Raw genomic sequence first — 14,389 nt, forward strand, 5'->3', positions numbered from 1 at the left:
ATTGGGTGATGAGTACAGCGCTAAAAATATGTGGACTTCAAAGCGTTGAAGTGCTAAAATCTATGATAAACTTACCTGTGGATTATATCGGATTCGTATTTGCCAAGAGCCGGCGGAAGGTATCTCCGCAGCAGGCTGCACAGCTTATGCAAGTATTGCGGGAATGGGATCATAACAAGATTCCCGCCGCTGTCGGCGTCTTGGTTAACCCTGATTTGAATGAGCTGGAAGAGCTTCTACGAGAAGCAGCGCTCGACATCGTGCAGCTGCATGGTCAGGAATCGCCGCAATTTTGCCGGGAAGTGAAGGAGCGCTTCCCGGTTTCCGTTTTTAAGGCGATATCGATCGGGAGTGACCGCCCGGAATCGGAACGTCTGTCAGCACTGGATCCGTATGCGGGCTGCATCGACGGATTGCTGATCGATACGTATGATCCGGTGTATGGCGGAGGTTCTGGCAAGACATTTGCCTGGGATCTCATCCCACCTTACCAGCAATGGGCGAAACGGCAAGGGATCCCCTTGTTTGTAGCCGGCGGATTGGATTCGGATAATGTATCGCATTTAATAGGCCAATACGCTCCCTACGGCGTGGATGTATCCAGCGGCGTTGAGAGCGAGCCTGGCGTGAAGGACATAAACAAAGTGATGGCATTCATAGAAAGGGTGAAGGGGAAATGACACAACTTCCTGACCGTAATGGACGTTTTGGAGTGTTTGGTGGCCGGTTTGTGCCGGAAACGCTCATGAACGCTTTAATAGAGCTTGAACAAGAGTATATTCGCTTTTCGGAGGATCCTGCCTTCAAAGAGGAGATCGCTTATTTGCTTAAACAGTATTCCGGACGGGAAACGCCCTTATATTATGCTGAACGACTCAGCAAACACCTCGGCAAGGCTAAAATTTATCTGAAGCGGGAGGATTTGAACCACACAGGCGCCCACAAAATCAACAACGCCATTGCTCAAGGCGTGCTAGCCAAGCGTATGGGCAAAGGCAAGGTCATTGCCGAAACGGGCGCCGGGCAGCATGGAGTTGCCACTGCAACCGTAGCCGCTCTGCTCGGTCTCGAATGCAAGGTGTTCATGGGCGAAGAGGATACCAAGCGGCAGCAGTTGAATGTATTCCGCATGAAAATGCTCGGAGCCGAAGTGATTCCGGTGACGTCGGGAAGCCGAACGCTGAAGGATGCCGGCAACGAGGCGCTTCGCTACTGGGTCAGCAACGTTGAGGATACCTTCTATGTGCTTGGTTCCGCAGTAGGTCCGCATCCGTATCCGATGATGGTCCGGAACTTCCAGCGGATCATCGGTGACGAGACCCGCAAGCAGATTCTGGAGACGGAAGGAAGACTTCCAAACGCGATTCTTGCACCAATCGGGGGAGGAAGCAACGCGATCGGCATGTTCTACCCGTTCCTGGAAGATAAGGAAGTCGGTCTAATCGGTGTCGAAGCGGCCGGGAAAGGGATCGATACCGATTATCATGCGGCCACCATGTCCAAAGGGACCCAAGGCGTATTCCAGGGATCGATGAGTTATTTGCTTCAGGATGAGTATGGACAGGTTCAGGAGGCACATTCCATTTCTGCCGGTCTGGATTACCCCGGCGTTGGGCCAGAGCATTCCTACTTAAAAGATATTGAGCGCGTGCAGTATGTGCCTATAACCGACCAAGAGGCATTGGATGCCTTGCAGCTCTTATGCCGAACGGAAGGCATCATTCCTGCGCTGGAATCGGCGCATGCCGTGGCGCAAGCCGTAAAAATGGCCTCCGCGTGGACTGAGGACGATATCGTCGTCATTAATTTGTCCGGTCGCGGTGACAAGGACGTGGAGTCCATCATGGCTTACACGGGAGGGAAATCCGAATGAACCGAATTGACCAGACCTTTGCGTTGTTGAATCAACAAAACAAGACGGCCCTGATTCCTTATCTGACCGTTGGGGATCCGGATGTGAAAGCGACGCTGGATATCATACATGAGCTTGAAATGGCGGGAGCCGACATTATCGAACTCGGCGTTCCTTATTCTGATCCCCTCGCCGATGGCCCGGTCATCCAGCGTGCTTCCGAGCGTGCCCTGAAGAGCAAGGTGAACATCCGCACTTGCATGGAGACCGCGCGCCTGGCGAGAGAACGAGGCAGTAAGCTGCCGTTCATTCTGTTCACCTATTACAATCCGGTTCTGCAGACCGGACTGGATGTGTTCTTCGAAGAAGTGGTAAGGCATGATATCAGCGGGCTGATTATTCCAGATCTGCCGGTGGAAGAATCCGAAGAGGTTCGGAAACGGGCTCATGCTGCGGGCGTTCACCTGATTCCACTGGTGGCACCTACTTCCCATGAGCGGATTGCGAGCATCGCTTCGGAAGCGACCGGCTTTGTGTATTGCGTATCCTCGCTTGGCGTGACAGGCGAGCGCAACGATTTTTATGCAGGAGTGGAGTCATTCCTTGAAACGGTGAAGCAGTACAGCAATGTGCCCATCGCGATTGGTTTTGGCATTTCGTCCGGCGAACAGGTTGCCAGATTCTCTAAAATCTGCGACGGCGTCGTTGTTGGCAGTGCCATAGTACGTCAGATCGAGTCTACTATTCCCCTCCTTGAGAAGGAAGAGACAAGACAGCAGGGACTTTTGCAAATCAGGGAGTTTGTGGCACAATTAAAGGGATAGTGTTGTGTTTAAGCAGTTATGAAAGGTGAGGCGAATATCGAATGAAACCGAAAGCGCAAATTGTTAATCTTCCTGTATATCAACCCGGGAAGCCCATCGAAGAAGTCAAAAAAGAACTAGGCCTGGATGTGGTCATTAAGCTGGCCTCCAACGAGAATCCGTATGGCTGCTCACCGCGCGCAACCGAAGCCATTACCGCTGAGCTGGCAACGCTCAGCCTGTATCCGGATGGAAGTTCGGCCGATTTAACGGCGGAGCTTGCTGATCAGCTTGGTATTGAACGCAATCAGATTATTTTCGGATGCGGATCCGATGAAATCATCGCCCTCATTATTCGTGCGTTCCTGGAGCCGGGAGACGAAACCATTATGGCCGATCAGACCTTCTCGGTGTATAAAACGAATGCGGATATTGAAGGTGCGACAAGCATTGAGGTGCCACTGGTTAACGGGAAGCATGATCTGCCGGGCATGGCAAAAATCGTTACGGACAAAACCAAAATCATTTGGGTGTGCAATCCGAATAATCCGACCGGAACCATCGTTTCCGAGAACGAGCTGGTATCTTTCCTGGATGAAATCCCTGCTCACGTGATGGTTGTGCTTGATGAAGCTTATTATGAATACGTAACGGACGCTTCGTATCCGGCCAGCATCAAGTTAATGGAACGTTATCCGAATCTGGTCGTTCTGCGTACCTTCTCCAAAATATACGGCCTGGCTGCTCTTCGCATCGGCTACGGCATCGGGCAACCTGAGGTTATCTCCTTGATTAACCGAGTGCGTGAGCCGTTTAATACAGGACGCCTGGCCCAAGTGGCCGCGAAGGCCGCCTTGAAAGATCAGGAATTCGTAGCTAAATGCCGTCAATTGAATGCTGAGGGAATCACTTATGTGCAGCGGGAGTTTGATCGTCTTGGATTATCCTATTTTCCTGCGAACGGGAACTTCATCATGGTGGATGTGAAGAGACCAGGTACCGAAGTGTTCAAATCCCTGCTGAGCAAAGGCATCATCGTACGTCCGGGTTTTGAGGTTTACCCGAACTATATTCGCGTAACCGTTGGCTCTGAAGAACAAAACAAGGCTTTCATCGGCGCATTGGAACAAGTGCTCCAAGAAGTGAATGCTCCAGCTTGATCTAATAACATAACAATAATCGCAGCTTGAAACGAGTGAGAGAGAACATGACCATGCAAATTTCTATTTTCGGCGTCGGCTTGATCGGCGGTTCGTTAGCATTAAACTTCAAAGGTAAACCAGGCATAACCGTTACCGGTTATGCCCACACGCAGGAATATGCCGACCAGGTAATCGCCAAGGGCGTTGTCGATAAGGTTACGCTTTCGGTGGAAGAAGCTGCCCAGGACGCGGACGTCATATTTTTGTGCGTTCCGGTAGGAAGTCTCGAGATGTACATAAAACGTCTGAGTGAATTGCGGCTTAAACCCGGATGCATTATTACGGATGTAGGCAGTACCAAAGCAAGTATTGCCGAATGCGCATCCCAACTTGCCCTTAAGGATGCCTATTTTATCGGTGGACATCCGATGGCCGGCTCGGAAAGATCCGGTGTCGGCGCTGCCTCCACCGTCTTATTCGAGAATGCATATTATGTGCTTACTCCGCCGGATGATGTCCCTCAGGAGAAGCTGGACATCCTTGTGGAGCTTCTGTCATATACGCGTGCTCACATTGTAAAAGTGGAGCCAAGGCTGCACGATGAGATTGTTGGAGCCATCAGTCATCTGCCTCATGTGATCGCAGTGGCCTTGGTGAACCAGATCAGCTCCTACAATGACGATAATCCGTTGTACCGTACGCTGGCTGCAGGGGGCTTTCGGGATATTACCCGTATCGCGTCCAGCGACCCGGTCGTTTGGCGGGACATTCTATTAAATAATCGCAATGTCATGCTGCCGCTGTTACGAGACTGGAACGAAGGAATCCAGCGATTTATGGACATGCTGGAGTCGAAGGACGGGGCTGCTATTGAAGAGGCTTTCCGCAGAGCGGGGGAATTCCGCAGCGTGCTGCCGGAGCGAAGGAAGGGAATGATCGTTCCCCAATATGATTTGTATCTGGACGTGCCTGACCATCCGGGTATCATTGGCCGCATAGCGACGGATTTGGGGACGAACAGCATCAACCTCAGCAACATGCAGATTATCGAGAGCCGGGAAGATGTGCCTGGTGTGATGAGGCTTTCCTTCCGCAATGAAATCGAACAGGAGCGGGCGAAAGAGCTTCTGCTGTCGCAAGGACACTCGGTGTACCAGTAATTTTCCGGTTGTTTTTAAACAACCGGAAATAAATGCGTTTTCAGTGTTGACAAAATGAAAACGTATACATATAATAAAAGTACAGTATGGTTTCTCTCCACTCCTATCCAAAATATTGCACTGTGTGCAACCGCCTTCAATGTTGAAGGCGGATTTTTTTTGTCTTTTTTCCTATCCGTGGCAAAGCTGCTGCCACAAACCTGAACTTTTCTCCAATATGTGCTATAATGCTAGAGTGCTAGTGTAGAAGATTTGGGGAAATTGCCAAATACATAGAATAGTCAGACATCTTGTGGCGTAACTATATATGGTTTGACGGTACTTTTGCACAAATCCTTGAACATTGCATCCGGAGGGAGATGTAATGGACAGGGAAGAGGCACCGGATGGTGAAGGAGGAACGAAAAATCATATGACGGATTCCCAACTAATCCAAGAAATTAAGCAAGGCAATACCGAACTTTATTCCGAATTAATGCGGCGTTATCAGAGAAAAATATTAGCATTTGTCTATCATATGTTAAAAAGTTCGCACATGGAGCTTATGGCTGAAGATTTATGCTCGGAAACATTTTATAAGGCATTCCGGAGTTTGCACTCATTCCGGGAAGTGGATGCATCCTTCTCGACCTGGCTCTATACCATAGCCCGCAACACCGTTCTCAGCGAACTGCGCAAGCATCGGAGCGGCACATTGCCGCTGGAGGAGAGCGGGGTCGTGCCTGTGGCTCCGCTGGAGGTTGCTCCGGAGCAGGCAATCCTACGCAGTGAACGAGTACATATGGTAAGGGAAGCAATTAATAATTTGCCGGAGAAACAGAGATCGGCGCTGATTCTGCGGGAATATGATCAACTGGATTATCAGGAAATCGCGGATATTTTAGGTCAAAGCGTCAGTTCGGTTAAGTCATTGTTGTTCAGAGCTCGCGGCAGTGTCAAAATTCAGCTCGAACCCTATTTTTATGAGCCGGTTATTGAGGATCTGAGAGGGATGAAGAACAGATGACTTGCGATGAAGCCCAAGAGCTGATGGAAACTGTCTGGGATTTGCCGGACAATGATCTGCGGCGACAACGGCTGATAGCACATGTTCAAACCTGCAGCTCGTGTGCAGCGGAGTACGAAATGTGGGTGGAAAGCCAGAACATGGTTCACGTTCTGGAACATGAGATCCCCGACATGGACGCTGAACAGATCAACCGCAACGTGATGGACCGCATCTATCGGGATTTCCCATGGTTGGTGGAGGAAACGTCTAAGAGTCGGGCGGTAAGCCGAGTGTTCCGCAAGCGGCTGACACTTATGATTGCCGGTTTTTTAGCTCTGTTTGTATGCAGCTTCGTTTATTTTGCAGCAACCGGCAATCAGCCGGAGCCAGTTCCGGAAGCGGTAACGACAGGGATCATTCCTACGGGGGTGGCTGATACGGCCCAAACCCTGAACTCTCAGGACGATTACAAGATTCCGAAAACCAACAGCGGCATTATTGATCCTTTTGTGGTTGATATGAGCCCGACCCAGCCAGAATATTGGATGATACTATCCCTATTGGGCATTGGATTCGCCATGTTTTTCCTGAAAAAATTAAATCGAGTCAGAAGATAAAAAAGAGGTTAGGATGGAGGAGATGCGGCATGCAAATCGGCTTGGTTCGTCATGGTTTAACGGATTGGAATGCGTTAGGCAAAATCCAAGGTCAAACGGACATTCCACTGAATGAGGAAGGTCGTCGTCAAGCCCGTTTGCTTGGGGAACGACTACTGCAGGAGCCATACCGGTGGGACTTTGCCGTTAGCAGCGGACTTTCCCGTGCTGAAGAAACCGCCAGGATCATCTCGTCCATGCTGAACATTCCATTGATGCCGCCCGATGACCGTTTGCGCGAGCGCAAGTACGGTCAGGTGGAAGGTCTGACAGCGGAAGAACGTGAATCCCGGTTCGGTGCCGATTGGCACCTGCTCGATTTGGGACAGGAGACGGATCTGGAGCTTCAATCCAGGGGGCTTGTCTTTTTGGATGATATGTGGCATAAACACCCAAACGCTAATATTCTGGTTGTCAGCCACGGTGGTTTTTTAGCGCAGCTCTACAAGCTGGTGTGCCGCGGCGTTCTAAGCGAGCGGATCGGCAATTTGTCGCTCACCGTCCTGGAGAGAAAAGATGATGACTGGTCGCCCCTGCTGTTTAACTGTACCAAGCATCTGTTGACAAAACAGTCGTAACATGGAGATTCATTAATGAAGTAAGAGCCTTCCCCGCGGGAAGGCTCTTTTTTGGTATTAGGATGAAGTTTTACGCTTGCGCTATTAAAATAAACCGATGCTGCTGCACCTCGAAATAGCCCTTGGTCCGGATTTCCTGATGAATCTGATATAAAGGCTCAAGGTACCGTTCCACCGTGAAATCGGGAATCTGCCAGGGAATCGCTTGCAGGTAATAGACCAGTGCACCGATGTCATAAAACCGTTGCGGTGAAAAGGCTTCCCGGCTGAAGGTGACGTTGAAACGGTGATCCTGCAGTTCTTGGACAGCGGTTGCCAGATCCCAATGCGCGAACTCTTCATTTAACGGAACGCCAAACCATTCGTTGATTCCATAACAGTCGGTTCCCCCAGATTGCTGGGTTATGAACACGCCCTGATCGTTAAGAATTCTTTGGATTTCCGCTGCGGAATAGGACTCGTGCTGATTGATGATCAGATCAAAAAAATGATCCTTCAAAGGCAGCGAGGAATCCTCTTCAAAATAGACGACTTTTACGCCAAGCGGCTCAAGTTTTTGTCGTGCAATCGGTACGTTTGGTTTATACCCTTCAGTGGCATAAACCGTTTTCGGCAGTGGATGAAGGGAGGATAGGAACTCTCCTCCGCCTGTCCCCATATCCAGCATCGTAGCGGCATCTCGCATGAACGGAATGACCATGCTGCCTAAAGACCAGGGGAGGGCATGGGACTGCATGCGGCCTGATGCTGTAATTCGCGAGAAGTCCCATCCTGAAAAATGTTGATCGATATCTTGAATTAAGGCCATAAACGCTGTATCTTTTATCATTTCACATAACCTCCAAGCTTTTATTAAGAGTGTTGTTTCATTGTTGAAAAGCTCTTAATGGAGGTCCACGGATTCGATTCGCACCTAGTTATATTTCATGTTCTGGGGTTCTCATGATCCTATCCTCCTGTAGTGATTCAATCATTTCCTTCATATAAAGCGGTTTTTTCATTTTATTTAGATGTAATTCATCATAAGCGAAATCTCTGCAGCAATCAGTAAGTATTCTATCATTTAATAAGAGAGCATAGTCATTTCTATATACAAAAAAAATAAAAAATATTTCGTTAAACCGAAGTGTATCAGGTATCAAATGTCCAAAACCTTCCCATAATGGTTGTAAAACGGCGAGGCGATGGAAGATGAATCTAGCGGATATGCTCACATATGCCGATATTGGACAGCTTAGCAATATAGCGAATCACTATGATTGTGACGCTAAGCGGAATTCAAAGCATGAACTGATCCAGAGTATTCTGTCCAAGCTCGGACGCAGAGAGTTTTTCGAGGAGCAGGTCAGCAGCTTGTCACCAAGCGATTTGCGTTTTCTGAACAACCTGGCATTTGACACCCGAACAGGCTATAGCCTGGAAGAATTGACGGCTGCGATCCGTCATTCGGCGGAATTGGAGGAGAAAGAGGAACAAGCTTCTTCAAACAAGAAAGCTGCCGCCGCCAAAACGGAAAGTCCGCGTGAGGCGGTCGCACGTTATCGCCGAAGCGGCTGGTTGTTTAACGGCTTTACCCATTCCACCAAGTACTTGTTTCAAGTGCCTTCGGATATGAAGGAGCGGTTTCGTGACGTGCTGCGTGAACGGCTTCATCAAAATCTGGAGCGATTAAGTGATGACCCGGAAGTGTACCGGGATGAGCAGGGGCTCGCCGCAGAAGATCTCATGCTGATTCTTAAATACGTCGGCAGACATGATATCGAGTTGAATCAGGAAGGATTCATGTATAGGCGAAATCAGCAGCAGCTCATGAGTACACTGCATATTTCCGAGCCATTGATTACCAAGGGAGCGTGGAGGTTCGGGTATGGACGCTCGTGCATTGAATATCCCGATCGCTTTGCGCTGCTGTACGATTATGCTTACGCTAAAAAATGGATCAGGGAAAACAACGCCCGGTTGATCCTGACTGAAAGCGGAACTGCGCTTATGGAAGAAGGAAATCAAGTTAGCGTGATACAGATATTCCGCTTTTGGTTAAGACTTTATAAAGGCGCAATTCCCAATATCAATTCTCTTGTATACTGGATCAGTCAATGCGCAAGAGATTGGGTCACCGCAGCCTCTCTTTACGAATCGCTGGGCTGGCTAATCCGTCCTTTCTATTATGACAGTCCACAAAATATTTTGGAGCAGCGGATTATCCGCATGCTGATGCATTTGGGGATGCTCAGAATAGGAGAGAGCCAGACTATGGGGACTACGTACAAAATGACGGCGCTTGGCTTGAAGGCCGCGGAAGCCGGCTTACATATCAGCGATTCGAATGATTTGATTCTCTAGGTTGTTTGGTTACATTCGCAGCAGCCGCAAAAAGTTTTGGAAGTAGAAGCATTTAAAGGGAAAGAATATAAGGTATACGCAAATTTAGTTTGGAGGTGCATCCTAATGGATAAGATGAAGGTTACTTACGAGGTTATGTTAGGTCTGGCGGCCGAAATGGTGTGGGACGAAGCATTGCGCAAGCATCGGAGTGAAGAGCTGTATAAAGAAATTGACGAAGCGCTGGCTTCCGGCGACGAAGTGGCTTTCCGAAACCTGACGGATGAACTGAGGACTTTGAATTGAAGAAATGCTTTAGCGCATTTCTTCTTTTTTTTGCTTTACCCGCCCTTGCACTCGTATAATGATAACGAAATGATGATGAGTGAGCAGAAAGGATGTACCTTGCATGAAATTTAGTGAAGTGGACGAGCAGACTTGGCCGGAACTTAAACCTTTTTTTGATACCTGCCTGATTCCGTTTACCGGATTATCGGGTATGGAAACGCCGTGGGAGGTGACAGCTGCGCTTGAACGGCTGCGGGATTTTATGGATTTGGCTGAAATTCCGTTTAAGGGAAGATTGGTTACATATCCTGCTGTACAATATGGAAATACTGAAGATATAAAGCTTCTAAATGAAGTTTGTCACAATGTCAAATCCAGCGGGTTTAAATTTGTTGTTATTATGACTGCGGATGTTGAGCTCTCCAAAGAGGATGTGCCTGATAGCACGCTGGTCCTGTCCCGGCGCAGGTTGGAAGGCAGCGAAGGCATCCCACTGTCAGCCATCGTTGCCGGGCAAATCAGTGAAATGTGGCAGCAGGAAAGCTGAGTCTAAATGTGACAAAAAACCAACAATTTATGAAAGGGCTATTGGAAGCGAACCCAAATTTGGGGTTCAAATTCTTGACGGTCTTGGGAGCCTAAGATATTATTAGTATGTCCTAGTAAGTCGTGTGATTTTAATCATTGATGACACTTAAGAACGGTTGACAAAGGGGGTTGAACACAGAATGAGCAGCAACCACAATGACGAGCATGAAGAATCGCACAATCCACCCCGACAGAAAGAGATGTCCCGCAGACAATTTCTTACATACACGTTGGGCGGTGCCACAGCTTATATGGCTGCTGGAGTAGTTTTGCCAATGCTTCGCTTTGCTGTTGATCCGATTCTTCAAAATAAAGAAGAAGGGTCTTTTGTAAAGGTCGCGGAAGAGAGCAAAATTACCAACGATCCACAGGAATTCCATTTCGAGCTCAAACAGCAGGACGGCTGGTACAACAGTACAGCTACTTTGACGGCGTGGATTCGTAAGAACGATCAGGGTGAAATTGTAGCGCTTTCACCGATCTGTAAGCATTTGGGATGCCTTGTTGGATGGAATAACAACAAAAATTTCCCTGATGAATACCACTGCCCTTGCCACGGTGCGCGTTATACACCGGACGGTAAGAACCTGGCAGTAGCGCCGAAGCCGCTTGACCAGTACGAGACGAAAATCGAGAACGGCTGGATTTACCTCGGCGCCATCGTGCCAAATACCGTAGTTAAATAGGAGGCGTAGATTCAGATGTTGAAGAATGTCTACAACTGGATTGATGAACGTCTCGATATCACGCCGATTTGGAGAGACGTTGCAGACCACGAGGTACCGGAACACGTAAACCCGGCGCATCATTTCTCCGCGTTTGTGTACTGTTTCGGCGGCTTGACGTTTTTTATCACAGTCATCCAGATTCTGTCGGGGATGTTCCTGACGATGTATTATGTACCGGATATCATAAACGCTTACAACAGTGTTGAGTACCTGCAAACGCAGGTTGCTTTCGGACAGATTGTCCGCGGTATGCACCACTGGGGCGCAAGCTTGGTAATCGTGATGATGTTCTTGCATACGATGCGCGTGTTCTTCACCGGCTCTTACAAAGCGCCGCGTGAAATGAACTGGGTTGTTGGTATGCTCATTTTCTTTGTTATGCTCGGTCTTGGTTTGACAGGTTACCTGCTGCCATGGGATAACAAAGCTTACTTCGCTACAAAAGTTACATTGGAGATTGCGAACTCCGTACCTTGGCTTGGACCTATCATTAAAGAATTGCTGCAAGGCGGTACGATCGTAGGCGCCGAAACGTTGACGCGTTTCTTCGCGATTCACGTATTCTTCCTTCCGGCTGTCCTTCTTGCTCTACTGGTAGGACACTTTATCATGATCCGCAGACAAGGTATTTCCGGTCCACTATAAGAAGAAGGGAGGCGCATATTTATGGCACATGGTCATAAATCTGATGAGAAAGTAGTTTATGTCGGCGATTCACGTGTGAAAAAAGGCAGCGGTTGGGTTACGCCGCCGGATTACACCGCTTATCCCGGCAAATCAGAAGCGTTCATTCCTAACTTCTTGTTGAAGGAATGGATGGTTGGTGTAGTTGTACTGGTCGGTTTCCTTGTGCTGACCATCTCGGAGCCGGCTCCGCTCGGTTATCCGGCGGATCCGGGAGCTTCAGTAATCCCGATGCCGGACTGGTACTTCCTGTTCCTGTATGAATACCTGAAGCTTCCATACGCTTCCGGTGATTATGTAGTACTGGGTACGATTGGTGTTTCGGGTGTTGCCTTCGGCGCATTGCTCCTTGTTCCTTTCCTTGATACGGGGAAAGAGCGGCGGTTCTACAAGCGGCCTATTACTTCGGCCCTTATGATTCTGTCGTTATTTGCAGTCATCTATCTGACGAACGCAGCCTGGACGCACTATGTGCATGAGCTGGAAGCTACTGGACAGAAGCCTGAGCATATTCAGCGTGAAGAAGAAGCTCACGAGAAACGTGCAGCCGGTCTTCCGACCTCAAATGCGAAGCAGCCAGAAGACAGCATTGTAGCGATCGTTGATAAGGATAATCCCGCGATGGAAACCTTTAAGACAGCTACCTGTATCTCTTGTCATGCTGCAGATTTGAAAGGGGCATCCGGTCCGTCGCTTCGCGGTGTCGGGGATACCCACACAAAAGAAGAGATCATGGCTATTATTGAAAATGGCCAAGGCGGCATGCCGGCTATGAAAGACATAGCTCTTGGTGCTGGAGTAACCGAAGAACAACTCGATCAGCTGGCTGATTGGCTTGCAAGCCAAAAGGCAGAAGCAGCTGCAGAGTAAGATGCACAGACGAACCTGACCGCATGGCGGTCAGGTTTTTTTAAATGTTAAATATAGATGAAATGTATGTGGGGATTAGGTATAATCGGCATTAGTCGTAAAATGAACAATACAAGGAACAGGACAGGAGGACGGAGCTTGTCGATTTCGTATTTTTGGAGCCGGGAATTTCTAAGCAAGCGATCGATTCTCTGGTTGCTGCTCATATGCAACATCCTTGGAACGATTTATGGATACATATGGTATGGTGGTCAAATGGTCGATACCGTGGATCATGGCTTGCTATGGCAGGTCATATTCGTACCGGACAGCCCGACGGCCAGTTTATTCTTCAGTTTAGCGCTTCTGCTGCTCCTTTACCCGCCTCGGGGGCTTGGGGGCTCTTTGTTTCAGCAATTCATTGAGGCGCTGGCGGTCGTTACTTCGGTAAAGTATGGAATATGGGCTGTTGCTATCATATTTGCCGGACAAGCCCAAGGGGATGTGCTGGCATGGCAGGATTGGATGCTCGTTGCTTCACATACGGCGATGGCGGTGGAAGCGTTATTGTTCGTACGATTGTTTCATTATCGCTGGACAGCGCTCACCGGGGCCATTGCATGGACACTGTTGAATGACACCGTAGATTATACGTACGGCGTATTTCCTTGGCTGCCGGGTCAATTATATGATGACCTTTCAGCAGTCGAGTTGTTCACCTATCTTTTGACTCTCTTCAGCGGTTTTGCCGGCTGGATCTTCATGAAATACGGGAATTCCAAACACCGTTAGCCGTGTAGGCAACGCGGTTCTATGAGCATCCCTTCTGCCATACATATACGGTAGGAGGGATGTCCCATGTTTCGAACCTTTCCGAAGCTCCTGCTGTGTCTGTCTGCACTGCTTATGCTGGTTACCGTCAGCATGGGTGATTCTGTATGGGCTACCCCGGCAAATGAACAGTCGGAGACTTCGCCCGCCGCATCCATACAGGCCAAGGCGCTGAACAAGGAAGTAGAGCAGCTATACCGTCATGTGGAGGAAGGCAATGTACAAGCCGTGCTGGAGGATATTCGCCGGGTATCCGGGTTGTTTGAGGCTTCGTCATTTCAGGGGTTGACCGGTGTAGAAGGTATTCATGTTTTGGCTGAGAGTATTTTGGAGATGAAAGAAGCCACGGCACGGGCTACGCAGGAGCCGCAGCACTGGATGGTGTCCGCAGGTAAACTCCGTATGGCAACCGATAGCCTGATCCATGTCAAAGATGCGTTATGGCTGCAATATTACAAGGTCATACGTGAAGACCTGAGGGTCATGGGGGAATATGCTGCTCAGCAGGATCAGGCTGGCATGAGACGAGCGTATGCCAGCCTCAGTGAACATTATGAACTCATCCGTCCTTCCGTTGTCATACAGCGAAAGCCTGAGGATGTCAACATGATGGAGTCCTGGATATCCTATGCAGGGGGTCTGGTGTCATCGGGGGACACGGCACAGGTGCAAAAAGTGGTTTCGCAGGGCGAGGAAATGATCAACACGTTGTTTGGCAAGAAAAAGGATGAACCTGCCCTAGCTCCGCTGGGAGAGGTCAAGGAGCCATGGACCTGGCAGCTGGTCATCGGCGCTTTCATTTTGGCGGCATTAACGTTTGCGGGATACCGCAAATACCGTGGTCAGCAGTATAGCTCAAAACCGATGTTCCCTCGCAAAATGTAGGCGGGAATCCATAGCAGTTCCGATTGTGGCCCGGT

General features: G+C 49.1%; 17 protein-coding genes. 16 read left to right on the plus strand and 1 reads right to left on the minus strand.

Features of this window, described 5'->3' with window-relative positions; all coding sequences use genetic code 11:
• Positions 1-5: 5 nt before the first annotated feature.
• The 8 genes from BJP58_RS31385 to BJP58_RS31420 all read left to right on the plus strand — a co-directional run bounded on the left by BJP58_RS31385 (position 6) and on the right by BJP58_RS31420 (position 7,179).
• Positions 6-680: a phosphoribosylanthranilate isomerase gene (locus BJP58_RS31385; RefSeq protein ID WP_194541942.1), complete on the plus strand. Its 675-nt coding sequence runs from the start codon at positions 6-8 to the stop codon at positions 678-680.
• Positions 677-1,873, plus strand: a complete 1,197-nt coding sequence (trpB, locus tag BJP58_RS31390; RefSeq protein WP_071218400.1) for a tryptophan synthase subunit beta — start codon at positions 677-679, stop codon at positions 1,871-1,873. The genes BJP58_RS31385 and trpB overlap by 4 nt, the downstream gene beginning before the upstream one ends.
• Positions 1,870-2,676, plus strand: coding sequence for a tryptophan synthase subunit alpha (gene trpA, locus BJP58_RS31395; RefSeq protein ID WP_194541943.1), 807 nt, complete (start codon positions 1,870-1,872; stop codon positions 2,674-2,676). Before trpB ends, trpA begins: the two co-directional genes overlap by 4 nt.
• Positions 2,677-2,717: 41 nt before the next feature.
• Complete coding sequence (hisC, locus tag BJP58_RS31400) at positions 2,718-3,815, plus strand: histidinol-phosphate transaminase (RefSeq protein ID WP_194541944.1); 1,098 nt, start codon at positions 2,718-2,720, stop codon at positions 3,813-3,815.
• Positions 3,816-3,868: 53 nt separating this feature from the next.
• The gene (locus BJP58_RS31405; RefSeq protein ID WP_374198246.1) at positions 3,869-4,957 is read left to right on the plus strand and encodes a prephenate dehydrogenase; all 1,089 of its coding nucleotides are present in this window, start codon (positions 3,869-3,871) and stop codon (positions 4,955-4,957) included.
• 412 nt (positions 4,958-5,369) lie between these two features.
• The gene (locus BJP58_RS31410) at positions 5,370-5,963 is read left to right on the plus strand and encodes an RNA polymerase sigma factor (protein WP_194545129.1); all 594 of its coding nucleotides are present in this window, start codon (positions 5,370-5,372) and stop codon (positions 5,961-5,963) included.
• The gene (locus BJP58_RS31415) at positions 5,960-6,562 is read left to right on the plus strand and encodes an anti-sigma factor family protein (RefSeq protein ID WP_194541946.1); all 603 of its coding nucleotides are present in this window, start codon (positions 5,960-5,962) and stop codon (positions 6,560-6,562) included. Before BJP58_RS31410 ends, BJP58_RS31415 begins: the two co-directional genes overlap by 4 nt.
• A gap of 29 nt (positions 6,563-6,591) precedes the next feature.
• Positions 6,592-7,179, plus strand: coding sequence for a histidine phosphatase family protein (locus BJP58_RS31420; protein ID WP_194541947.1), 588 nt, complete (start codon positions 6,592-6,594; stop codon positions 7,177-7,179).
• 70 nt (positions 7,180-7,249) lie between these two features.
• Here the strand turns inward: BJP58_RS31420 and BJP58_RS31425 are convergent, their stop codons facing one another.
• The gene (locus tag BJP58_RS31425) at positions 7,250-8,008 is read right to left on the minus strand and encodes a class I SAM-dependent methyltransferase (RefSeq protein ID WP_194541948.1); all 759 of its coding nucleotides are present in this window, start codon (positions 8,006-8,008) and stop codon (positions 7,250-7,252) included.
• A gap of 362 nt (positions 8,009-8,370) precedes the next feature.
• On the opposite strand from BJP58_RS31425, the gene BJP58_RS31430 reads away from it, so the two are divergent.
• The 8 genes from BJP58_RS31430 (at position 8,371) to BJP58_RS31465 (ending at position 14,354) form a co-directional block, all read left to right on the plus strand.
• Positions 8,371-9,522, plus strand: a complete 1,152-nt coding sequence (locus BJP58_RS31430) for a hypothetical protein (protein WP_194541949.1) — start codon at positions 8,371-8,373, stop codon at positions 9,520-9,522.
• 105 nt (positions 9,523-9,627) lie between these two features.
• Positions 9,628-9,807 (plus strand): IDEAL domain-containing protein, encoded by a 180-nt coding sequence (locus tag BJP58_RS31435; RefSeq protein ID WP_006209497.1) that lies wholly within the window; start codon positions 9,628-9,630, stop codon positions 9,805-9,807.
• Positions 9,808-9,910: 103 nt separating this feature from the next.
• Positions 9,911-10,336, plus strand: coding sequence for a DUF2487 family protein (locus BJP58_RS31440; RefSeq protein ID WP_194541950.1), 426 nt, complete (start codon positions 9,911-9,913; stop codon positions 10,334-10,336).
• Positions 10,337-10,517: 181 nt separating this feature from the next.
• Complete coding sequence (locus BJP58_RS31445) at positions 10,518-11,063, plus strand: Rieske (2Fe-2S) protein (RefSeq protein ID WP_015734548.1); 546 nt, start codon at positions 10,518-10,520, stop codon at positions 11,061-11,063.
• Positions 11,064-11,078: 15 nt separating this feature from the next.
• Positions 11,079-11,750 carry a menaquinol-cytochrome c reductase cytochrome b subunit gene (gene qcrB / locus BJP58_RS31450; protein WP_006209500.1) on the plus strand — a complete coding sequence of 224 codons (672 nt, stop codon included), beginning with the start codon at positions 11,079-11,081 and terminating at the stop codon, positions 11,748-11,750.
• Between the two features lie 21 nt (positions 11,751-11,771).
• Positions 11,772-12,659: a menaquinol-cytochrome c reductase cytochrome b/c subunit gene (locus BJP58_RS31455; RefSeq protein ID WP_194541951.1), complete on the plus strand. Its 888-nt coding sequence runs from the start codon at positions 11,772-11,774 to the stop codon at positions 12,657-12,659.
• Between the two features lie 138 nt (positions 12,660-12,797).
• Positions 12,798-13,430: a DUF1405 domain-containing protein gene (locus tag BJP58_RS31460; RefSeq protein WP_194541952.1), complete on the plus strand. Its 633-nt coding sequence runs from the start codon at positions 12,798-12,800 to the stop codon at positions 13,428-13,430.
• A 66-nt stretch (positions 13,431-13,496) separates the two neighbouring features.
• Positions 13,497-14,354 (plus strand): sporulation protein YpjB, encoded by an 858-nt coding sequence (locus tag BJP58_RS31465; protein WP_194541953.1) that lies wholly within the window; start codon positions 13,497-13,499, stop codon positions 14,352-14,354.
• Positions 14,355-14,389 lie beyond the last annotated feature (35 nt).

Origin of the sequence: Paenibacillus sp. JZ16, from assembly GCF_015326965.1 — a bacterium.
In the GTDB taxonomy this organism is placed as follows: Bacteria; Bacillota; Bacilli; order Paenibacillales; family Paenibacillaceae; genus Paenibacillus_AQ.